22 protein-coding genes are annotated in these 22,405 nt (G+C 54.6%); 8 read left to right on the top strand and 14 right to left on the bottom strand.

Going from position 1 to position 22,405, the window contains the following annotated elements:
* Positions 1 to 22: 22 nt before the first annotated feature.
* From hypF to ascG, 3 genes are all read right to left on the bottom strand, one after another.
* Positions 23 to 2,263 carry a carbamoyltransferase HypF gene (hypF, locus tag HEM79_RS09795; protein ID WP_176241662.1) on the bottom strand — a complete coding sequence of 747 codons (2,241 nt, stop codon included), beginning with the start codon at positions 2,261 to 2,263 and terminating at the stop codon, positions 23 to 25.
* Positions 2,264 to 2,415: 152 nt separating this feature from the next.
* Positions 2,416 to 2,943 (bottom strand): electron transport protein HydN, encoded by a 528-nt coding sequence (gene hydN, locus HEM79_RS09790; protein WP_001078777.1) that lies wholly within the window; start codon positions 2,941 to 2,943, stop codon positions 2,416 to 2,418.
* A gap of 148 nt (positions 2,944 to 3,091) precedes the next feature.
* Positions 3,092 to 4,102, bottom strand: coding sequence for a DNA-binding transcriptional regulator AscG (gene ascG / locus HEM79_RS09785; RefSeq protein WP_165383309.1), 1,011 nt, complete (start codon positions 4,100 to 4,102; stop codon positions 3,092 to 3,094).
* A gap of 259 nt (positions 4,103 to 4,361) precedes the next feature.
* Between ascG and ascF the strand changes: the two genes are divergently transcribed.
* Positions 4,362 to 5,819 carry a PTS cellobiose/arbutin/salicin transporter subunit IIBC gene (ascF, locus tag HEM79_RS09780; protein ID WP_176241663.1) on the top strand — a complete coding sequence of 486 codons (1,458 nt, stop codon included), beginning with the start codon at positions 4,362 to 4,364 and terminating at the stop codon, positions 5,817 to 5,819.
* Positions 5,820 to 5,827: 8 nt separating this feature from the next.
* Positions 5,828 to 7,252, top strand: a complete 1,425-nt coding sequence (gene ascB, locus HEM79_RS09775; protein ID WP_176241664.1) for a 6-phospho-beta-glucosidase AscB — start codon at positions 5,828 to 5,830, stop codon at positions 7,250 to 7,252.
* A gap of 103 nt (positions 7,253 to 7,355) precedes the next feature.
* Here ascB and HEM79_RS09770 read toward each other — a convergent pair whose 3' ends face one another.
* From HEM79_RS09770 to hycA, 10 genes are all read right to left on the bottom strand, one after another.
* Positions 7,356 to 8,111: a hypothetical protein gene (locus HEM79_RS09770; RefSeq protein ID WP_176241705.1), complete on the bottom strand. Its 756-nt coding sequence runs from the start codon at positions 8,109 to 8,111 to the stop codon at positions 7,356 to 7,358.
* Positions 8,112 to 8,153: 42 nt separating this feature from the next.
* Positions 8,154 to 8,624, bottom strand: a complete 471-nt coding sequence (gene hycI / locus HEM79_RS09765; RefSeq protein WP_000132961.1) for a hydrogenase maturation peptidase HycI — start codon at positions 8,622 to 8,624, stop codon at positions 8,154 to 8,156.
* Positions 8,617 to 9,027 carry a formate hydrogenlyase assembly protein HycH gene (hycH, locus tag HEM79_RS09760; RefSeq protein ID WP_001291925.1) on the bottom strand — a complete coding sequence of 137 codons (411 nt, stop codon included), beginning with the start codon at positions 9,025 to 9,027 and terminating at the stop codon, positions 8,617 to 8,619. Before hycH ends, hycI begins: the two co-directional genes overlap by 8 nt.
* A complete protein-coding gene (gene hycG / locus HEM79_RS09755; RefSeq protein ID WP_000067399.1) occupies positions 9,024 to 9,791 on the bottom strand; it encodes a formate hydrogenlyase subunit HycG in 768 nt (255 codons plus the stop codon). The genes hycH and hycG overlap by 4 nt, the downstream gene beginning before the upstream one ends.
* On the bottom strand, positions 9,791 to 10,333 hold the full coding sequence (gene hycF, locus HEM79_RS09750; RefSeq protein ID WP_000493785.1) for a formate hydrogenlyase subunit HycF: 543 nt from the start codon (positions 10,331 to 10,333) through the stop codon (positions 9,791 to 9,793). Before hycF ends, hycG begins: the two co-directional genes overlap by 1 nt.
* 9 nt (positions 10,334 to 10,342) lie before the next feature.
* Positions 10,343 to 12,052: a formate hydrogenlyase subunit HycE gene (hycE, locus tag HEM79_RS09745; protein WP_016159605.1), complete on the bottom strand. Its 1,710-nt coding sequence runs from the start codon at positions 12,050 to 12,052 to the stop codon at positions 10,343 to 10,345.
* Between the two features lie 17 nt (positions 12,053 to 12,069).
* The gene (gene hycD / locus HEM79_RS09740) at positions 12,070 to 12,993 is read right to left on the bottom strand and encodes a formate hydrogenlyase subunit HycD (RefSeq protein ID WP_176241665.1); all 924 of its coding nucleotides are present in this window, start codon (positions 12,991 to 12,993) and stop codon (positions 12,070 to 12,072) included.
* A 2-nt stretch (positions 12,994 to 12,995) separates the two neighbouring features.
* Positions 12,996 to 14,822: a formate hydrogenlyase subunit 3 gene (gene hycC / locus HEM79_RS09735; RefSeq protein WP_176241666.1), complete on the bottom strand. Its 1,827-nt coding sequence runs from the start codon at positions 14,820 to 14,822 to the stop codon at positions 12,996 to 12,998.
* On the bottom strand, positions 14,819 to 15,430 hold the full coding sequence (gene hycB / locus HEM79_RS09730; protein ID WP_176241667.1) for a formate hydrogenlyase subunit HycB: 612 nt from the start codon (positions 15,428 to 15,430) through the stop codon (positions 14,819 to 14,821). Before hycB ends, hycC begins: the two co-directional genes overlap by 4 nt.
* A 124-nt stretch (positions 15,431 to 15,554) precedes the next feature.
* On the bottom strand, positions 15,555 to 16,016 hold the full coding sequence (hycA, locus tag HEM79_RS09725) for a formate hydrogenlyase regulator HycA (protein ID WP_000158052.1): 462 nt from the start codon (positions 16,014 to 16,016) through the stop codon (positions 15,555 to 15,557).
* A gap of 212 nt (positions 16,017 to 16,228) precedes the next feature.
* On the opposite strand from hycA, the gene hypA reads away from it, so the two are divergent.
* From hypA to flhA, 6 genes are all read left to right on the top strand, one after another.
* Positions 16,229 to 16,579, top strand: a complete 351-nt coding sequence (hypA, locus tag HEM79_RS09720) for a hydrogenase maturation nickel metallochaperone HypA (protein WP_001516945.1) — start codon at positions 16,229 to 16,231, stop codon at positions 16,577 to 16,579.
* A 3-nt stretch (positions 16,580 to 16,582) separates the two neighbouring features.
* Positions 16,583 to 17,455, top strand: coding sequence for a hydrogenase nickel incorporation protein HypB (hypB, locus tag HEM79_RS09715; protein WP_176241668.1), 873 nt, complete (start codon positions 16,583 to 16,585; stop codon positions 17,453 to 17,455).
* Complete coding sequence (gene hypC / locus HEM79_RS09710; RefSeq protein WP_000334881.1) at positions 17,446 to 17,718, top strand: hydrogenase 3 maturation protein HypC; 273 nt, start codon at positions 17,446 to 17,448, stop codon at positions 17,716 to 17,718. Before hypB ends, hypC begins: the two co-directional genes overlap by 10 nt.
* Positions 17,718 to 18,839 (top strand): hydrogenase formation protein HypD, encoded by a 1,122-nt coding sequence (gene hypD, locus HEM79_RS09705; RefSeq protein WP_001212986.1) that lies wholly within the window; start codon positions 17,718 to 17,720, stop codon positions 18,837 to 18,839. Before hypC ends, hypD begins: the two co-directional genes overlap by 1 nt.
* Positions 18,836 to 19,846 carry a hydrogenase maturation carbamoyl dehydratase HypE gene (hypE, locus tag HEM79_RS09700; protein ID WP_021551282.1) on the top strand — a complete coding sequence of 337 codons (1,011 nt, stop codon included), beginning with the start codon at positions 18,836 to 18,838 and terminating at the stop codon, positions 19,844 to 19,846. The genes hypD and hypE overlap by 4 nt, the downstream gene beginning before the upstream one ends.
* 73 nt (positions 19,847 to 19,919) lie before the next feature.
* The gene (gene flhA, locus HEM79_RS09695; protein ID WP_010352002.1) at positions 19,920 to 21,998 is read left to right on the top strand and encodes a formate hydrogenlyase transcriptional activator FlhA; all 2,079 of its coding nucleotides are present in this window, start codon (positions 19,920 to 19,922) and stop codon (positions 21,996 to 21,998) included.
* A 38-nt stretch (positions 21,999 to 22,036) separates the two neighbouring features.
* Here flhA and HEM79_RS09690 read toward each other — a convergent pair whose 3' ends face one another.
* A complete protein-coding gene (locus HEM79_RS09690) occupies positions 22,037 to 22,390 on the bottom strand; it encodes a nitrous oxide-stimulated promoter family protein (RefSeq protein WP_000015504.1) in 354 nt (117 codons plus the stop codon).
* Positions 22,391 to 22,405 lie beyond the last annotated feature (15 nt).

The raw sequence follows: 22,405 nt of genomic DNA, 5'->3' as shown, positions 1-22,405 counted from the left end.
CTTAGTTACGCCACATCCGCCACTATGCAGCATGCAGGATGCGCGCCGCAGCAATAACCCCCTGCCCCAGAGACAAACCGCCATCACCCGCCGGTAAACTCTGTGGAAAAAGCAATGTGCAATCAGCGAGATAATGCGCCAGACGTGCGCGCAGCAAACAGTTATGAATAACCCCACCACTAAATACCAGCGTAGTGATACCGCGCATCGTGGCCTGCTCACGCATCAACGATGCAAAACCCTGCGCCAGCGCATCATGAAACGCCCACGCGCGTTGATTAACCGGAGCCTGCCAGTTCAGCCACTGCTGCCAGAAGGTGGCGAGATCCAGTTGATTGTCCACCAGCGGCATCGTCACCGGATGCGTCACTCCGTCGCATGAGGCTGCGAGCGCCTCCAGAGCACAAGCCGCTTCACCTTCATAACTTAACGTGGCTGGCGCACAGCCCAGTGCCGCCGCCACTGCATCGAACAAACGCCCACACGATGACGCCAGCGGCGCGTTAATTCCACGCTCAATGGCCCGCGCCAGCACGCTCCAGTTTTGCTGTTGCACACTTGCCGTTTCAGGGTAACTCTGCCACTGCGGCACAAAGCGCAGGCACTGCGCCAGCAGGTTACGCCACGGCTGCTTTGCAGCCAAATCGCCCCCCGGAAGCGCCACCGCAGGCAAGCCGCCCAGGTGCTCACATTCGCGATAGTTCACCCGCAGGCACTCGCCGCCCCACAAAGCGCCGTTCTCCCCCATACCAATACCGTCGAGCGTCAAAGCAATGACATCACCGCCATCCAGCGGCCAGTGATGTTCTGCCAGACACGCCGCCGCGTGAGCATGATGATGCAGCACCGTTTGCGTCGGCAGATTCATTTCGCTCGCCCACTGGCTGGAGACATAGCCCGGATGCGCGTCATGCACAACGTATTGCGGGGTGAAATCGTAGATGTTTTGCATCAGACGTAACGCTTCGCGCCATTGCATCTGGATGCCATCGTCACTTAAATCACCCAAATGTTGACTCAACACCGCTTGTTCACCACGCACCAGGCTGAAGGTATTTTTCAGATCCGCACCAAGACACAGTACAGGCGGAACATTTTTAAAGCCCGGAGGCAAAGCCAACGCGTCCGGCACATACCCCCGCGAACGGCGCAGCATTTCGCCGCTTTCACGCACCACCGAATCATCCATCCGCTGAACGATGTCGCGGTTATGTATCAAGAATCCGTCGGCAATGCCCTGCAAATCGTCCAGCGCCTGTTCGTTGCTGATAGCCGGTGGTTTACCGCTCAGGTTGCCGGAGGTCATCACCAGCGGGCATTGCAGTTCCTGTAACAGCAAATGCTGGAGCGGGTTCGCAGGCAACATTACCCCGACTTCGTTAAGGCCTGGGGCGATATCATCACAAAGCTCAGGTACGTATTTTTTATCCACCAGCACAATAGGCGCGGCGGGCGTGGTAAGCAACTGGCGTGCAGCGTCTGGTAAGCCTTCTGCTGTTGGCAACATAACCGCCAGCGGTTTCGCCGGGCGATGTTTGCGTGCCCGCAGTGTCGCCACCGCGTTACTGTTACGTGCATCGCAGACGAGATGAAATCCGCCAATCCCTTTGATGGCGACAATCTTGCCCGCTTTTAACTGTGCGATAGCCGCCTGTAACGCGGCCTCTTGTTCGGTATGTTCGCCATGACTTACCCATTCAAGATGCGGGCCACACTCCGGGCAGGCCACCGGCTGGGCGTGAAAGCGGCGATCGAGCGGGTCGCGGTACTCTTTGTCACAGGCCGGACACAGCGGAAACGCCGCCATCACGGTAAACGGGCGGTCATAGGGCATCGCGCGAATAATAGTGAAACGCGGGCCACAATGAGTACAGTTGATAAACGGATAACGATAACGCCGCTCGCCCGGGGTATTCATTTCGGCAAGACACGCTGGACAAGTAGCGGCATCGGGAACAATTTGCGTATTCATGGCACCGCCTGCGCTCTGGCGGATAGTGAACTCAGTGGGCGGTTGTGACCAGGTAAAAGGTTCACGCTCGACGCTATCAATACGCGCCAGCGGCGGACAGTGCAGATGCAACTGCGCAAGAAACGTATCCGGGTCTTCCAGCAACCGGACTTCCACGCCATCGCCGTCATTACAGACATCGCCGTGAAGATTTAATTGCTGTGCCAGCTGCCAGACAAAGGGACGAAAACCGACGCCCTGCACTTTGCCACGAATACGCAGTTGGACACCGCAAGATGTGTTTTTTGCCATTGAGTTATTCCCGCCATCATGAATTGCGTAACCCACCCTGCCGGACACGAGCACGTCGCATCCGGCAGTCACAGGTCGGCGATATCGCCCGCCCCGTATTCTACGAATATTTCCGGGAATTCCTTTGATGCCAGAACAGTTCTGTAAGATTTTTAGAACATCAGCGCCGTGCGGCGGCGTTTTTCTGCACTCAGTTGTTCAAGTTTATTCCGATCGACACAAATCAGCGCATGGGTCGGGCAAGCGGCCATACACGCCGGACCATCTTCACGATGGTTACACAGGTCGCATTTATTGGCTTCGGCTTTGTCTGCACGTACATTCAGCCCCGCGCCGCTGTTGCGAATCACCGGACGCACCACCACTTCCATCGCGCCATACGGGCAAGCCACAACGCAGGTTTTGCAACCAATGCAACGTTCCTGCATCACATGAACAAACCCTTTATCACGGCTGATAGCACCATTCGGGCAGACGTTAGCGCACGGTGCATCTTCACACTGACGGCAGACTGTCGCCGTGGAAATGTTCACACCTTTAATGACATGGATACGCGGTAAAAAAGTTTCCGGGGTCAGCGATGCACAGTCCTGATTTTCCTGATGAGAAACCACGCACGCCACTTCACAGGTACGGCAACCAATACATTTACTCGCGTCAGCAATGATGAAACGGTTCATCAAATTCTCCAGCAATGACAGTTAATGCGCCGATACATTCACAAATCATGCCAGTTTTTAATTTACTGTTATTTAAGGAAATTAAATTCCATAATGCAGAAAAAACGATGTCATCGACACAAGTGACGATGACATGTGATGACAATGTTTATTGCGAAAGAGCAATGAGGGAGTCGCGGCGGATCAGTTTTCCACTGAAAGTTTTCGGCGGTGAGAAATCCCCGCCATCGAGCATAAAAATCAGCCGTCCAATAATTTCCTGAATCATCTCAGTCACCGGAATTTTTACGCTGGAGAGCGCCGGAACGGTGTAGGGGGCAATAGCGATATCATCGAATCCGATAACTGACACCTGCTCTGGCACCGCTACGCCGCGCTCGTGTAACGCTTTCATCGCACCTATCGCCATATCGTCGTTACTGGCAACTAACGCGCTAAATTTAGCCCCACGTTCGAGCAACGTTTCTACCCCTTCGGCCCCGCTGGCGGGCGTCCATTTACCGTTAGCGATAAGTTTTTCATTGAGAGCAATACCATGCTGCGACAGCGCGTCTTTATATCCGGCAAGACGCTCAATGCTGGTGGGGGAATCCATCGAGCCGGTAAGGAAAGCAATCTCCTGATGTCCGGCGTTTATCAACTCTGCCACGGCGTTAAAGCTGGTCTGTTTATGATCGCACCAGACGCTATGGCTGCTATTTTTGCGCAGGCGGCGATTAAGCACCATTATCGGCTGACTGTGTGCGTCAATGATGTCATCAATCTCATCCACGCTTAAAAAACGCGGGTAAATCATAATGGCGTCGCAGCGCAAATCCAGCAGATACTGAATCGCCTGGCGCTCTTCTTCGGCGCTGTGTTTACCATCAGCCAACAACAGTTGCCGCCCTTTCTCTTCCGCCATCCGCGCGGCATGAAACAGTAATTCACTAAAATAAATGCCGTGGTAAAGCGTGTTGGTCACTACCAGCCCCAGCGTCTGAGTACTCTTCGCCGACAGATTGCGCGCCAGCAAGTTTGGGCGATAACCGCTCTCTTCCACCGCCTGAAACACGCGATCTTTCGTCTCCTGGCTGACGTAGCCATTGCCTGAAAGCACGCGGGAAACGGTCGCTTTTGAAACCCCGGCGCGCTTCGCCACTTCCAGCATTGTCGTCATTGTTTTCATCCCTTTACACGCAATCATCGCAGTGTACTGCACCGTTGGCTGGTTGTCCTTGCGCAATCAGCGGGAAAAATATTCAGGTGACCGGTTTCACAAATATAAAAAATGAACAATCAACTCTCTTGCTTATTAAATGACAACTATTCATGATTTTGTGAAACCGGTTTCTTATTTCCGTTTCAGCATCGGCATTTTCCCGTCACGTCGACTGATAACAACTACCTCTACCCTACTGATAACAGGATAAAATCCGATGGCCAAAAATTATGCGGCGCTGGCGCGCTCGGTGATAGCGGCACTGGGCGGCGTTGATAACATCTCGGCGGTCACGCACTGTATGACGCGTTTGCGCTTTGTTATCAAAGATGATGCGCTTATCGACAGCCCGACGTTAAAAACCATCCCCGGCGTGCTCGGCGTGGTACGTAGCGACAACCAGTGCCAGGTGATTATCGGCAATACGGTTTCGCAGGCCTTTCAGGAAGTCGTCAGCTTGTTACCTGGAGATATGCAGCCCGCGCAGCCCGTGGGTAAACCAAAGCTCACGTTACGTCGCATTGGTGCGGGGATCCTCGATGCGCTGATCGGCACCATGTCACCGCTGATCCCGGCGATTATCGGCGGATCGATGGTCAAACTGCTGGCAATGATCCTCGAAATGAGCGGCGTGCTGACAAAAGGATCGCCGACATTAACCATTCTGACGGTGATTGGTGACGGCGCTTTCTTCTTCCTGCCGCTGATGGTCGCAGCTTCTGCCGCCATCAAATTTAAAACCAATATGTCGCTGGCGATTGCCATCGCGGGTGTACTGGTACATCCGAGTTTCATTGAGCTGATGGCGAAAGCGGCTCAGGGTGAACATGTTGAATTTGCCCTGATTCCGGTCACGGCGGTGAAATACACCTACACGGTGATCCCGGCGCTGGTGATGACCTGGTGCCTGTCATATATCGAACGCTGGGTGGACAGCATTACACCGGCAGTGACGAAAAACTTCCTCAAACCGATGCTGATTGTGTTGATTGCCGCACCGCTGGCAATCCTGCTGATTGGCCCGATTGGTATCTGGATCGGTAGCGCCATTTCGACGCTGGTTTACACCATTCATGGTTATCTGGGCTGGCTTTCTGTCGCCATTATGGGCGCGCTGTGGCCACTGCTGGTAATGACCGGGATGCACCGCGTCTTTACACCAACCATCATTCAGACCATTGCCGAAACCGGAAAAGAAGGGATGGTCATGCCGTCAGAAATCGGCGCTAACCTGTCGCTGGGCGGTTCATCGCTGGCGGTGGCGTGGAAAACGAAAAACCCAGAACTACGCCAGACGGCGCTGGCTGCGGCGGCATCAGCCATTATGGCGGGGATTTCCGAACCGGCGTTATACGGCGTGGCGATCCGTCTGAAACGTCCGCTTATCGCCAGTCTTATCAGCGGTTTTATTTGCGGCGCGGTTGCCGGTATGGCGGGGCTTGCCAGCCACTCAATGGCAGCGCCGGGGCTATTTACCAGCGTGCAATTCTTCGATCCGGCGAATCCAATGAGCATCGTCTGGGTGTTCGCCGTCATGGCGCTGGCGGTCGTGCTGTCGTTTATCCTCACACTGCTGCTCGGCTTTGAGGATATTCCTGCGGAGGAAGCGGCTGCCGAGGCGCGAAAGCATCAGGGCGCACAACCGACCGTCGCCAAAGAAGTAAGTCTTAATTGAGGATGAAAATGTCTGTATTTCCGCAAGGTTTTTTATGGGGCGGCGCGCTTGCCGCCAACCAGTCTGAAGGCGCGTACCGTGAAGGTGGCAAAGGGCTGACCACGGTCGATATGATCCCACACGGCGAGCATCGAATGGCGGTGAAACTGGGGCTGGAAAAACGTTTTCAGTTGCGCGATGACGAGTTTTATCCCAGCCATGAGGCGACGGATTTTTATCATCGGTATAAAGAAGATATCGCCCTGATGGCTGAGATGGGATTCAGGGTTTTCCGCACCTCGATTGCCTGGAGCCGCCTCTTTCCGCAGGGCGATGAGCTGACGCCCAACCAGCAAGGCATTGCTTTTTATCGTTCTGTCTTTGAAGAGTGTAAAAAGTACGGAATCGAACCGCTGGTCACGTTGTGTCACTTCGATGTGCCGATGCATCTGGTGACGGAATATGGCTCCTGGCGTAACCGTAAGCTGGTGGAGTTTTTCACTCGCTACGCCCGAACCTGTTTTGAAGCATTTGATGGACTGGTGAAATACTGGCTAACCTTCAATGAAATCAACATTATGTTGCATAGCCCGTTCTCCGGCGCGGGTCTGGTGTTTGAAGAAGGGGAAAATCAGGATCAGGTGAAATATCAGGCCGCACATCACCAACTGGTTGCCAGTGCATTAGCCACCAAAATCGCCCATGAAATTAACCCGCAAAATCAGGTGGGCTGTATGCTGGCGGGCGGTAACTTCTACCCATATAGCTGCAAGCCAGAAGATGTCTGGGCGGCGCTGGAGAAAGACCGCGAAAACCTGTTTTTTATCGATGTGCAGGCGCGTGGCGCGTACCCAGCTTACTCTGCCCGCGTATTTCGCGAAAAAGGCGTGACTATCGACAAAGCGCCTGGCGATGATGAAATCCTGAAAAACACCGTCGATTTTGTCTCTTTCAGCTATTACGCCTCGCGCTGCGCCTCGGCGGAGATGAACGCCAACAACAGCAGTGCGGCAAACGTGGTGAAATCGCTGCGTAACCCGTATCTACAGGTAAGCGACTGGGGCTGGGGTATTGATCCGCTCGGTCTGCGTATCACCATGAATATGATGTACGACCGTTATCAGAAGCCGCTGTTTCTGGTGGAAAACGGCCTGGGTGCAAAAGATGAATTTTCTGCCAATGGAGAGATTAACGATGACTATCGCATCAGCTATTTACGCGAGCACATCCGCGCAATGGGCGAAGCGATTGCAGACGGCATTCCGCTGATGGGCTACACCACCTGGGGCTGTATTGATTTGGTTTCCGCCTCAACGGGTGAAATGAGCAAACGCTACGGTTTTGTCTATGTAGACCGTGACGATGCAGGTAACGGCACACTGGCGCGCACGCGTAAGAAATCGTTCTGGTGGTATAAAAAAGTGATTGCCAGTAACGGCGAAGATTTAGAGTAAGCAACCGTGCCGGATGCGGCGTGAACGCCTTATCTGGCCTACACGTCGCACGAACTTTGTAGGCTCGATAAGCGCAGCGCATCGGGCAATTTAGCGTTTGCCATCAGTTCTGATTCACCCCATCAAGCACATCCCCCGTTATCAAACAACGCTGCGTCAGCGCCAAATCTTCCGTTTGCGGGTAGCGTCCAGCGATGGGTTTGAGAACGAGTTTACGGTTGGGAGTATAAGTAAAACGCGTGAGTGCAGGATAGCTTAACTTGCCAAACCAGCCATGAACACGCTGCCATTTGGCCTCTTTTACCTGATACAAACTGGTTAGCCAGTAACCAGAATCAAACTGCATATCCAGCAGCTGCGTGTGACCATTGCCTTGCAAATCCAGCAAATCATCAACGCTAGTTTCGCTTGCGGTGTAGAATCCCCAGGGTTCAAAGACACAGGGACGACCTTCGCGTGTGAACGTCAACAGGATTAAATGTGCATAAGGAGCCAGACCATTACCGGCACTGGGTAACCAGATAACCAGATCCTGAATGCCGTTACGATCAAGATCGGCGCGATAGAGTTGCCCTTTGCCCGCTATGTTTGCCAGCATACCCACAGGCACTGTCCAGGATTTACCGGCGCGGTCTTTTGCGGTTAATTGCCAGTCATCCTCTTCATTTGGCATCTTCTCAAGCGTTACGCCAGCAACGCCCACTTTTCTAAAATGCCAGTTTTGCTCGGTATAATAAGGCATGGTCAGGAGAGGTTTCAGCGCCCGCTTTTGTGCGTATTCGCTGTCACTCATCGGCAGATACTCGGTAAAGCTGGTGGCCTGCGCAGGAAGCACTAAGCTCAATAAAAAAGCGCACATCCCTGTCCTGGTTTTCAATTCCCTGAATTCCTTAATGAAGAACTACTCTTCTTCCACCGCTAACTGCGCGAATCCGCCGTTCCCTTCCCAGCCTTCCAGCCGTTGATAAACGGTTTCCACAGCATCTTTAATCGGCTGGGTCATCGGGTAGTAAAAGCCAACAATGTCCGGCTGGATACCGAGGAAAATCACTTCGCCAATGTCTTCTTTCAACTGGTCGATAAGGTAGTTCAGCGGCATGTTATGGGTAGTCATCATAAACATCTCGGCGATATCATCCGGGTCGATGATGCGGATCTCGCCGGGGTTTAGCCCCATATCCGTGGCGTCGACAATCAGCAGCCGTGTCGGGCGCAGTTCGCGGATAGCGACAATGTCGTTTTCCGGTGCGCTACCGCCGTCAATCACCACCCAGTTACCTTTCGGCGCGGCGGCGCACTTTTCAGCCAGCAGCGGACCTGCGCCATCATCGCCCATCATGCTATTACCAACACAGAGTAAAACGTCAGTCACGCAGTCTCCTCACCATCAAATAGATGGCGTTTTCCTGATGAATATCATGCAGCATACTTAACAGCATTGTACTCCATTCCTTCTGCTGCGAAGTTTGCACAGCCCGGGCTTTATCGAATGCGTTGGCCAGCATCGGCACATGGTTAATGTCGATGACGATCTCGCCATATTTCGGCACGCCTTCCATTTTGCGGCGGGCTTCGCTGCCCGCCTCCAGAGTGGCAATCCATGCCAGATATTCATCCCACGGGCAGGTGAGCGCCGCTTCCAGACAATCGATAACCCCAAGGTGGTGACCAATCGCCAGGCTGTAATAGACCACCTGCTGCGCCTCGGCGGGCGTGGCATCGTTCTCATCAATAAATTTACGGCTCAGTTGACTGAACACCACCTTTTCACTCATCGGATACGCGCCTCTTCAACAACATGATTCAGATGGCTGACAATCTCGTTCAGACGCGGATCGTTTTCCGCTTCCAGCCAGCGTGCAACCTGCTCTTCACCCTGCCCTAATTGCGTAAGGAAGTCATCGGCAATCTGGCGACCATAACGGTAACCCGCCAGGCGACGCGCTTCGCGATCCACTTTCACACGCAGCGGCTGCACCATATCGCCATGCAGAATTTCTGCCGGTTGTTCATCCTGCTCACCCGGCCCACGGGCGTGGATTTTCTGCTCCAGCAGGCCGAGCGCCATCGCAAAGCCGTACAGCGTGGCGGCAGGCGTTGGCGGGCAGCCAGGAATGTACACATCCACCGGGACAATTTTGTCGGTTCCGCCCCACACGCAGTAGAGATCGTGGAAGATCCCGCCGCTGTTACCGCAGGCACCGTAGGAGATACAGATTTTCGGGTCCGGCGCGGACTGCCACGCACGCAGCGCAGGGGATCGCATTGCACGGGTGACCGCGCCGGTAAACAGTAAAATATCCGCATGACGCGGGGATGGAACAACTTTAATACCGAAGCGTTCTGCATCGAACAGCGGCGAAAGCGTAGCGAAAATTTCGATTTCGCAGCCATTGCAGCCACCGCAGTCCACGCGGTAAACGTAGGCAGAACGTTTGATTTTTTTCAGTAACGACGCCTTCATGCTGGCGATGGATTCATCCACCGTCATCGGAACCGGAATGCCGTTGGCGTCACGGGGGCCTAATAAATTGCTCATCAGATGGCCTCTTTCATATGGCGAGTCAGTTCAATACGGTCGGACGGCACCAGGCATTTCTGGCGCTTACATTCCGGGCAAGTCTCAAAGCTTTCGCGGTGGTTTTCCGCGCGACTGTCACCGTTGTGCTTAAGCAGCGCAATGGCGTAGTCGATCTCTTTCTGTACGGCGAAAGGACGATTGCAGACGCGGCAGTTGCACAGCGCGAAACGGGACTGTTGCAGGAAGTCTTCTTTCTTCCACACCGCCAGTTCGTACTCTTGCGACAGTTTGATCGCCGCCGTCGGGCAAACTTCTTCGCAACGTCCACAGAAGATGCAGCGCCCAAGATTGAACTCCCACGCCAGCTCACCGGTGGCGAGGTCGGTTTCAACCGTTAAGGCGTTTGACGGGCAGGCATTGACGCAGGCCGCGCAGCCAATGCACTGCTGCGGGTTCTGCTCTGGCTTACCACGGAAGTTTTTATCAACCGCAATCGGCTCCAGCGGATAAGACGAGGTCGCCGTGCCGGTTTTGATGACTTTTTTGATAAAGGTAAACATGGCGATTCCTTATTTCAGCGGCGAGTTTTTACGCTCAATGCTGTAACGCTCGAGTTCTTTGTACGGCACCACTTTGCTCTTCTTCTTACGCACATCGACCACGGTCATGCGGTCGGTACAGGAGTAGCAAGGGTCGAGGCTACCGATAATCAGCGGCGCATCGGAAACGGTGTTGCCGCGTAGCATGTAGCGCAGGGTCGGCCAGTTCGCGTAGGTCGCGGCACGGCAGCGCCAGCGGTACAACTTCTGGTTGTCGCCGGTCATGCTCCAGTGGATATCATCGCCACGCGGCGCTTCAGCAAAGCCCAACGCAAAACGGTGTGGAATGTAGGTGAATCCTTCCACCGCCAGCGGACCGCCTGGCAGGTTGTCCAGGCCGTAGTCAATCATATTGAGTGAGGTAAAGACTTCGTTAATACGCACTTTCAGGCGCGAAATAACGTCGCAGCCCTGCTCGCTGTGAACTTCCATCGGCAGCAGACCATAACCAACAAACGGGTGATCGGCACGGGTATCACGAGCGTGGCCGCTGGCGCGAACCATCGGGCCGACGTTACTGAAATCGCGGGCGATTTCCGGGTCGAGGCGACCAATGCCGACGGTGCGCTGTTCCATGTTTGGCGTACTCAGCAGCACATCCACCAGTTCCCGCACTTCACGACGCATTTGCTGCGCCAGTTGACGGGTCTGGATCATGTCATCTTTCAGCAGATCGCGACGAATCCCGCCGATCAAGTTCAGGCCGTAAGTTTTACGCGCCCCGGTGAGGATCTCCGCCATTTTCATGGAGGATTCGCGCACGCGGAAGAACTGCATAAAGCCGGAGTCAAAGCCGGTAAAGTGACAGGCGAGGCCGAGGTTGAGCAGATGCGAATGCAGGCGTTCCACTTCCAGCAGAATGGCGCGGATCATCTGCGCGCGCTCTGGCACCTGAATACCCATCGCGTTTTCCACTGACGTGGTGTAGGCGGTGCTGTGGGCAAAGCCGCAGATGCCGCAAACACGGTCAGAGAGGAACGTCACTTCGTTATAACCCATGCGGGTTTCCGCCAGTTTTTCCATGCCGCGATGGACGTAGAACAGGCGGTAGTCAGCGTCGATAATGTTTTCGCCATCGACGAACAGACGGAAATGTCCCGGTTCGTCAGAAGTGACGTGCAGCGGACCGATTGGCACAACGTTATTTTTCTTATCACCCAGTTCGTTGATGAACTCGTAGGTTTCAGCATCGGTGGTCGGTGCCGGACGCTGACGATAATCCATGCTGTCTTTACGCAGCGGATAAAGTTCATCCGGCCAGTCATCCGGCAGCACCAGACGGCGTTCATCCGGCAGACCAACCGGAATCAAACCATACATATCGCGCACTTCACGCTCGCCCCACACCGCCGCCGGAACGCGCGGCGTCACGGACGGATATTCCGGTTTGTTGGCATCAACTTCGACGCGAACCGTGATCCAGCACTTGGTGCCCTTCTCCATCGACAGCACGTAGTAAACGGCGTAATGACCATTCAGTTTGCGTTCATCGTTACCAAACAGTACCGACAGCCAGCCACCCTGTTTGTAGTAGAGGAACTCCACCACTTCCGGCAGATAGTTTACCTTTACGGTAACGGTCAGCTGATCTTTGGTCTGCCAGGCGTGGTCCAGCACGACGCCCGGAAATGCCTCATTCAGCGCGGCGAGATAATGTTGACCTAATTTTTCTTCAGACATGCTCATACTCTCTTTAATCACGCCGCCAGCAAGGAGACGAACGCTAAAAATGCAAAGCCAAACCCAGCCCAGGTAATGCGCGGAGTAATATCAAGACGCAGACGGGCCATGCTGTTTTCGAACAGCGCGATAACCAGTACGCCGACCACCAGTTTGACGATGGCAATCACCAGCGCCAGCAGCAGTCCACCGGCGGTGAAGGTTTCCATTTGTCCCCACGGAATAAACACCCCGACGAACATCTGCAACACCACCAGCTGTTTCAGGCTGATGCCCCATTTCATGACGCCAAAGCCGCTACCGCTGTATTCAGAGAGCGGACCTTCCTGCAACTCCTGCTCGGCTTCCGCCAGGTCGAACGGCAGTTTGCCCATTTCGATAAAGGTGGCGAACGCACAGGCACAAAGCGCCAGCACCAGCGGGATGCTCTGGCTCAGAGGCCAGTGATAAACGGTGTCGGTGATGTTGCTGATGTTGGTGGAACCGGCAACCTGCGCCGCAACCCACAGGCCAAGCAGCAGCATCGGCTCGACCAGCACACCGAGCATCGCTTCACGACTCGCGCCGATAGCGGTAAACGGGCTACCAGTATCCAGACCGGAAATGGCAAAGAAGAAACGCGCAATGGCGAAGAGATACAGCAAGGTGATCAAATCGCCCATTTGCGGCAGCGGAGAACCGACGGTCACCACCGGCAGCGCGGTAGCGATAGTCAGCATGACGCCCACCATCACATACGGCGTCAGGCGGAACACCCAGCCGGAGGCATCCGGGCCAACGCTCTGGCGCCCCAGCAGTTTGATAATGTCGCGATACTCCTGCAACACGCCCGGCCCGCGACGATTATGCAGACGGGCGCGCGCCACGCGGGTAATACCGGAGAGCAGCGGCGCAACGGCAAATAACACCAGCGCCTGAATTAACGGATATAAAACACTCATTCTCAGGCTCCTCGTGAAACAATAATCACCACCAGTACCGCCAGTTCAACCAGCGCCATCCGGCGGAACAGCAACGCACTCCCCTCGCACTGCCAGCCCGGCACCAGCGACACCGGATTCAGCACTTTGCGCAGTTTCAGCACCGGCGCAAACGCCTGTTTCACCGGCATGGCAAAACCGTGAGCGGTAATCACCATTGATTTTTCATGGTCGTAGCCGCACACCCATGCCGCGCCACGGGAACGCGACGGCAGGCGGTCGCCTTTGCAAATCGCCATAATGATGAATGGCAGCAGCGGGCAGGCAATCAGCAGCAGGGTGATCATTGGTTGAGAAACGGTGGTGTTAGCAGGCTCCAGCGGCAGAGGCACCGCAGCAGACAGCATCGGCAGCAGCCACGGCGCAGCAACACCGCCAATTACGCAGCAAATCGCCAGTGCCACTACGCTTACGCTCATCAGGAGCGGCGCACAGGTGGCGTTTTCGGCTTCTTTGGTACGCGGCGCGCCAAGGAACGTAACGCCATAAACTTTCGCCATACACATCACCGCCAGCGCACCGGTAATTGCCAGCCCCACGGCGAGCAGCGGTCCCAGCAGACGAGCAACAAACGCCCCGCTATTGCTTAGTTTGAAGAAGGACTGGTAGATAACCCACTCCCCGGCAAACCCGTTCAACGGCGGCAGCGCAGCCATTGCCATCAGCCCGACTAACATGGCGATGGAGATAACCGGCATTTTCTTGCCAATGCCGCCGAGTTTTTCGATATCGCGATGACCAGTACGGAACCAGACGCTACCCGCACCGAGGAACAGTACGCTTTTGAACAGGCTATGGTTAAGCAGATGGTACAGACCACCGACCAGGCCAAGAGCAATCAGCGCCGGTTGTTCGAGCGCGATCCCCGTTACGCCAGCGCCCAGCCCCAGCAGGATAATGCCGATATTTTCCAGGGTGTGGTAAGCCAGCAGACGCTGGATGTTGTGTTCCATCAGCGCATACAGACCACCGACGAACGCGGTGATCATGCCGAGCACCAGCAGCGCAATTCCCCACCACAGCGGCGCATTACCGCCCAGCAAAGACAGGGTTAAAATGCCCAGCAGGCCGATTTTCATTACCACCGTGGAAAACAGCGCCGCAGCAGGCGCTGAGGCGTTAGCATGAGCCTGCGGCACCCAGCCGTGCAGCGGGATAATCCCGGCCAGCAGGCCAAAGCCAATCACACCGAGCAGCCAGATATCGGAACCGAGCGGCAGTTGTTGTACGCGCATATCCAGCAGGCGCAGATCCAGCGTGCCGTAACGCTGCCAGACCAGCCAGCAGGCAATCGCCAGCAGCAGAGTGCCAAGACGCCCCAGCACAAACCACAGTTTGCCCTCTTTGCTGTTACTGGTGAGGAACACCGCGCACAGAGCCATGATTTCAGCCATTACTACTAACATGCCCAGGTTGCTGGCGATAACGGCGCACACGGCGGCAGCCATCAGCATATTGATCTGCAAGCCGTTGCACTTCACCTGCGCGTGGCGATGCCAGTCAATGTTGTAGAGGCTGACAAACAGGCCGCACAGGCCGAGGGTAATCAACCAAATCGCGTTAAGCGGGGAGATTTGGATATCAAAACTCACCAGTGACAGCGTACCGCTCACGCCGACCGCCCCCGTCAGCACGGTGAAACCTGCTGCTGCCGTGTACACGCTACCAACCGCGCCGCCAATCCCGGCGACCCAGCCGCTTAGCGCCTTATGAAAAGAAAAGAGAAATGCCAGAACAGCGGCGGCGACAAACCACGCAACGCCGCTATTGATCAGGGAAATTGCGCTCATTTAGCCTCTCCACTTTGAGCCTGCTGAAACAAGGTGAGATCGCCAAAATCGGTGTTAAAAGTCAGCTCACGCTTACGTTTGCTGACGCGGGCGATATCGGTGTTATCCACCAGATGCAGGGCTTTAGTTGGGCACATCCGCACGCAGGCTGGACCTTGTTCATCAAAGCTACAAAGGTCACATTTGACGGCGGTCGCGCGAATGCCCGGCACCCAGTCAAGCAATGTGCTGACACGCGCCGGAGCAGGCGGTGCCGGTGGCGCTTTCGGGGTATTGGCATTTGCCGGAATATCCAGCGGACGGCTGCCGGAAAATTCAATTGCGCCAAACGGGCAGGCGATGCCGCACAGTTTGCAGCTTACGCACAGGCTTTCATTAAGCTGAACGGCACCATCAACGCGCTCGATGGCGTTAACCGGGCAGACCACCGCACAGGGCGCATCTTCACAGTGGTGACAGAGCTGCGGTGCAGATTCTTTTTCATTTAGCATCACTCTCAGGCGCGGCATGGATTGCAGGCCGTGCTGGCGATGCGTCTCTGAGCAGGCGGCCTCACAGGTGTGGCAGCCGATACAGAGCGTGGAGTCAGCAATTACAAAACGATTCACCAGGCATTCCTCAGGTGATTGTCATTTTTGACGAAAACATGCCGATGAAATGTCATTTTCGACACTCATCGACACGCCCATCCCCAAACAGGCATGACGCCTGCAAAACGGGCAAAGCCTCAGCTCATGCAGCCGAGCTTTGTCCCTCTACCAGTTGGCTTAAATTCACCGGGGTATTGTTTTCAATGGCGGTGTATAAGCTGTCGTAAACGCCGGCGATTTTTTCGAGATAGTGTTCCAGCACTTGTTCGCGATTACGGATGTTGACCTTGCCATCAATCATGCCGTCACTGCTCAACTGAGCCAGTGCAATCCGCTGCTTATCTTCGCCGTCTTTCGTTTCGACGTAGTACTCGATGGTATGGCTGTTAAAACCATCCGCCAGGGTGACGTAAATTCGAAAATGTTCAAAAAGAACGAAACAGAGCTCTTTATCTGGCGCGCAGCTCATCGCGTGATGCAAACGCGCTTTTGATAACGTGATCCCCTGAACCAGCGAATTGCAATAGATATGCCACTGGTCCTGTAGGCGACGATGCCGCTGTGCAATGTAATCGGCTTTCTCGCTTATTTCCCAAATAGTCATTGTCAGGTTACCCGTTTAACAGAGATGTCTGCCCTTAAGCATTTTCTGTGCCAATTTTTAATACATTGTTATTTAGGTGATTTTTATGATTTCACTGAATTTCGACGCCGTGTCGACGTGTCATTTCGACATCATCGACATTATTCACCGCAGGGATAGTCAACACTGGCACAATTATTGCTTATAGCTGGCAATAGTTAATGGGAGGCGATATGCACGAAATAACCCTCTGCCAACGGGCACTGGAATTGATCGAACAACAGGCCGCAAAGCACGGCGCAAAACGCGTAACTGGGGTCTGGCTCAAAATTGGCGCATTTTCTTGTGTCGAAACCAGCTCTCTTGCCTTTTGTTTTGATCTGGTTTGCCGTGGCAGCGTGGCGGAAGGTTGTAAACTGCACCTCGAAGAACAAGAGGCCGAATGCTGGTGTGAAACATGCCAACAGTATGTGACGCTACTGACCCAGCGTGTCCGCCGCTGCCCACAGTGTCATGGCGACATGCTGCGCATTGTGGCAGACGACGGTTTACAGATTCGGCGAATAGAAATAGACCAGGAGTGAGCGATGTGTACAACATGCGGTTGCGGTGAAGGCAACCTGTATATCGAGGGTGATGAACATAACCCTCATTCCGCGTTTCGTAGCGCGCCATTTGCCCCGGCAGCACGCCCGAAGATGAAAATCACCGGCATTAAAACGCCTGAATTTACCCCCAGCCAGACCGAAGAAGGCGACCTGCATTACGGTCATGGTGAAGCAGGCACACACGCGCCGGGCATGAGCCAGCGCCGGATGCTGGAAGTCGAAATTGACGTGCTGGACAAAAATAACCGCCTGGCTGAACGTAACCGCGCGCGTTTTGCTGCCCGTAATCAACTGGTGCTCAACCTGGTATCCAGCCCCGGTTCCGGTAAAACCACGCTGCTGACTGAAACCTTAATGCGCCTGAAAGACAGCGTTCCATGCGCGGTAATTGAAGGCGATCAGCAAACCGTAAACGATGCCGCACGTATTCGCGCTACCGGTACGCCAGCAATTCAGGTGAACACCGGTAAAGGCTGCCATCTCGATGCACAGATGATCGCCGACGCCGCGCCGCGCCTGCCACTGGACGATAACGGTATTCTGTTTATCGAAAACGTTGGCAACCTGGTGTGCCCGGCCAGCTTCGATCTGGGTGAGAAACATAAAGTGGCGGTGCTTTCCGTTACCGAAGGCGAAGACAAGCCGCTGAAATATCCGCATATGTTTGCCGCCGCCTCGCTGATGCTACTCAACAAAGTTGACCTGCTGCCGTATCTCAATTTCGACGTTGAGAAATGCATCGCCTGCGCCCGCGAAGTCAATCCAGAAATTGAAATCATCCTCATTTCTGCCACCAGCGGCGAAGGGATGGATCAGTGGCTGAACTGGCTGGAGACACAGCGATGTGCATAGGCGTTCCCGGCCAGATTCGCACCATTGACGGCAACCAGGCGAAAGTCGACGTCTGCGGCATTCAGCGCGATGTCGATTTAACGTTAGTCGGCAGCTGCGATGAAAACGGTCAGCCGCGCGTGGGTCAGTGGGTACTGGTTCACGTTGGCTTTGCCATGAGCGTAATTAATGAAGCCGAAGCGCGCGATACCCTCGACGCCTTACAAAATATGTTTGACGTTGAGCCGGATGTCGGTGCGCTGTTGTATGGCGAGGAAAAATAATGCGTTTTGTTGATGAATATCGCGCGCCGGAACAGGTGATGCAGTTAATTGAGCATCTGCGCGAACGTGCTTCACACCTCTCTTACACCGCCGAACGCCCTCTGCGTATTATGGAAGTGTGCGGCGGTCATACCCACGCCATTTTTAAATTCGGCCTCGATCAGTTACTGCCAGAAAACGTTGAGTTTATCCACGGTCCGGGCTGCCCGGTGTGCGTACTGCCGATGGGCAGAATCGACACCTGCGTGGAAATTGCCAGCCATCCGGAAGTGATTTTCTGTACCTTTGGCGACGCCATGCGCGTACCAGGAAAACAGGGGTCACTGTTGCAGGCAAAAGCACGCGGTGCCGATGTGCGCATCGTCTACTCGCCAATGGATGCGTTGAAACTGGCGCAGGAGAACCCAACCCGCAAAGTGGTGTTCTTCGGCTTAGGGTTTGAAACCACCATGCCGACCACCGCCATCACCCTGCAACAGGCGAAAGCCCGCGATGTGCAGAACTTTTACTTCTTCTGCCAGCACATTACGCTTATCCCCACGCTGCGCAGTTTGCTGGAACAACCGGACAATGGCATTGATGCGTTCCTCGCGCCGGGCCACGTCAGTATGGTTATCGGCACCGATGCCTATAATTTTATCGCCAGCGATTTTAATCGTCCGCTGGTGGTCGCTGGTTTCGAACCACTTGATCTACTACAAGGCGTGGTGATGCTGGTAGAGCAGAAAATAGCGGCCCACAGCAAAGTAGAGAATCAGTACCGTAGGGTGGTGCCTGACGCAGGTAACCTGCTGGCGCAACAGGCGATAGCCGACGTGTTCTGTGTTAACGGCGATAGCGAATGGCGTGGCCTTGGGGTGATCGAATCATCTGGCGTGCATCTGACGCCGGATTATCAGCGATTTGACGCTGAAGCGCATTTCCGCCCGGCACCGCAGCAGGTTTGCGATGATCCACGCGCGCGCTGTGGCGAAGTATTGACGGGCAAATGTAAGCCGCATCAATGCCCGCTGTTTGGTAACACCTGTAATCCTCAAACCGCATTCGGCGCGCTGATGGTCTCCTCTGAAGGAGCGTGCGCCGCGTGGTATCAGTATCGTCAGCAGGAGAGTGAAGCGTGAATAATATCCAACTCGCCCACGGCAGCGGCGGCCAGGCGATGCAGCAATTAATCAACAGCCTGTTTATGGAAGCCTTTGCGAATCCGTGGCTGGCTGAGCAGGAAGATCAAGCGCGTCTTGATCTGGCGCAACTGGTGGCGGAAGGCGACCGTCTGGCCTTTTCCACCGACAGCTACGTCATTGACCCGCTATTCTTTCCTGGTGGCAATATTGGCAAGCTGGCGATTTGCGGCACGGCGAATGACGTGGCGGTCAGCGGTGCAATTCCACGCTATCTCTCCTGTGGATTTATCCTTGAAGAAGGATTGCCGATGGAGACGCTGAAAGCAGTGGTCACCAGCATGGCTGAAACTGCCCGTGCGGCTGGCATCGCCATCGTTACTGGCGATACAAAAGTGGTGCAGCGTGGGGCGGCAGATAAACTGTTTATCAACACCGCAGGCATGGGCGCGATCCCGACAAATATTCACTGGGGCGCACAAACCCTGACCGCAGGCGATGTATTGCTGGTTAGCGGTACACTCGGCGACCACGGTGCGACTATCCTTAACTTGCGCGAACAACTGGGGCTGGATGGCGAACTGGTCAGCGACTGCGCGGTGCTGACGCCGCTGATTCAGACGCTGCGAGACATTCCCGGCGTGAAGGCGCTGCGCGATGCCACGCGCGGTGGGGTGAACGCGGTGGTTCATGAGTTCGCGGCAGCCTGCGGTTGCGGTATTGAGCTTTCAGAAGCTGCGCTACCGGTTAAACCTGCTGTGCGCGGCGTTTGTGAGCTGCTGGGGCTGGACGCCCTCAACTTTGCCAATGAAGGTAAGCTGGTGATTGCCGTAGAGCGTAATGCGGCTGAGCAAGTGTTGGCGGCGCTGCATTCCCATCCACTAGGACAGGATGCAGCGTTAATTGGCGAAGTGGTGGAGCGTAAAGGTGTTCGTCTCGCAGGGCTTTATGGCGTGAAACGAACTCTCGATCTACCTCACGCCGAACCGCTGCCTCGTATATGCTAATAAAAATCTAAAGCTCCTATAATTTGTCATTTACCTTTTGCACCGCTTAGCGGTGCTTTCCTGGAAGAACAACATGTCGTATACACCGATGAGTGATCTCGGGCAACAAGGGTTGTTCGACATCACTCGGACACTATTGCAGCAGCCCGATCTGGCCTCGCTGTGTGAGGCTCTTTCGCAACTGGTAAAGCGTTCTGCGCTCGCCGACAACGCGGCGATTGTGTTGTGGCAAGCGCAGACTCAACGTGCGACTTATTACGCGTCGCGTGACAAAGAAACTCCCATAAAATACGAAGACGAAACCGTTCTGGCGCATGGGCCGGTGCGTAGCATTTTGTCGCGTCCTGATACGCTGCATTGCAGCTACGAAGAATTTTGTGAAACCTGGCCGCAACTGGCCACAAGCGGGCTATACCCTAAATTTGGTCACTATTGCCTGATGCCACAGGCAGCGGAAGGACATATTTTTGGCGGCTGTGAATTTATTCGTTATGACGATCGCCCGTGGAGCGAAAAAGAGTTCAATCGCCTGCAAACCTTTACGCAGATTGTTTCTGTTGTCACCGAGCAAATTCAGAGCCGCATCATCAACAATGTCGACTACGAACTGTTATGTCGGGAACGGGATAACTTCCGCATTCTGGTCGCCATCACCAATGCGGTACTCTCCCGCCTGGATATGGACGAACTGGTCAGCGAAGTGGCGAAAGAGATCCACTACTACTTCGATATCGACGATATCAGTATCGTCTTACGTAGCCACCGCAAAAACAAACTCAACGTCTACTCCACTCACTATCTCGATAAACAGCATCCCACTCACGAACAGAGTGAAGTTGATGAGGCCGGAACCCTCACCGAGCGCGTATTTAAAAGCAAAGAGATGCTGCTGATTAATCTCCACGAGCGGGATGATTTAGCCCCCTACGAACGCATGTTGTTTGATACCTGGGGCAACCAGATCCAGACGCTGTGCCTGCTGCCGTTGATGTCTGGCAATACCATGCTGGGCGTGCTGAAACTGGCACAGTGCGAAGAGAAAACGTTTACCACCACCAACCTGAGTTTGCTGCGCCAGATTGCCGAACGAGTGGCAATCGCCGTCGATAATGCCCTCGCCTACCAGGAAATCCACCGTCTGAAAGAGCGGCTGGTTGATGAAAACCTCGCCCTGACTGAACAACTCAACAATGTAGATAGTGAATTTGGCGAGATTATTGGTCGCAGCGAAAGCATGTACAGCGTGCTCAAGCAGGTTGAGATGGTGGCGCAAAGCGACAGTACCGTACTCATTCTTGGTGAAACTGGCACAGGAAAAGAGCTAATCGCCCGCGCAATTCACAATCTGAGTGGGCGGAACAATCGTCGCATGGTGAAAATGAACTGCGCGGCGATGCCTGCAGGATTACTGGAAAGCGATCTGTTTGGTCATGAACGTGGTGCCTTTACTGGTGCCAGCGCACAGCGCATCGGTCGTTTTGAACTGGCGGATAAAAGCTCGCTGTTCCTCGATGAAGTGGGTGATATGCCACTGGAGTTACAGCCGAAGTTGCTGCGCGTATTGCAGGAGCAGGAGTTTGAACGCCTCGGCAGCAACAAAATCATTCAGACAGACGTGCGTTTAATCGCCGCAACTAATCGCGATCTGAAAAAAATGGTCGCCGACCGCGAGTTCCGTAGCGATCTCTATTACCGCCTGAACGTCTTCCCGATCCACCTGCCGCCGTTACGCGAGCGCCCGGAAGATATTCCGCTGCTGGCGAAAGCCTTTACCTTCAAAATTGCCCGCCGACTGGGGCGCAATATCGACAGCATTCCTGCCGAGACGCTGCGCATATTGAGCAACATGGAATGGCCGGGTAACGTGCGCGAACTGGAAAATGTTATTGAGCGTGCGGTACTGCTGACTCGCGGTAATGTTCTACAACTCTCTTTACCCGATATCTCACTGCCAGAACCTGAAACGCCGCCTGCTGCAACGGTCGTCGCTCAGGAAGGCGAAGATGAATATCAACTGATTGTTCGCGTATTAAAAGAGACGAACGGCGTAGTCGCGGGTCCGAAAGGCGCTGCGCAACGTCTGGGGCTAAAACGCACGACCCTGCTGTCACGGATGAAACGGCTGGGAATTGATAAAGCGGCGTTGGTTTAATTGTCTGGAGTGCCGGACAGGTAGATCTATCCGGCACGCTATTCACGTGGTTTCTTCGGGCGATATTTTTCCGGCAATTCTGGCACCGGACGCTTGTCATCAATCAGATGACGCACGGTTAAGATCGGATGACGCCACAGCATTCGCGGCCCTGCCCAACGCATAATCTGCTTCATCTCCTCACGCTTCGCAGGCTGATAACAGTGAACCGGACACTGCTTACAGGCCGGTTTCTCTTCGCCAAACACACATTTATCCAACCGCTTTTGCGCGTAAGCAAACAGCGCATCGTAATGCCCCGGCTCCGCTGACGCCTGCGGGCATTGCGCTTGATAAAGATCGATCATTCTTTTAATCGTCAGTTTTTCACGAGAGATACGCTTGCCGGACATGCTGCCTCCATACTC

The sequence above is a fragment of the Escherichia sp. 93.0816 genome (assembly GCF_013368855.2).
Classification (GTDB): Bacteria; Pseudomonadota; Gammaproteobacteria; order Enterobacterales; family Enterobacteriaceae; genus Escherichia; species Escherichia ruysiae.
This window is presented reverse-complemented; position numbering and strand designations above follow the sequence as displayed.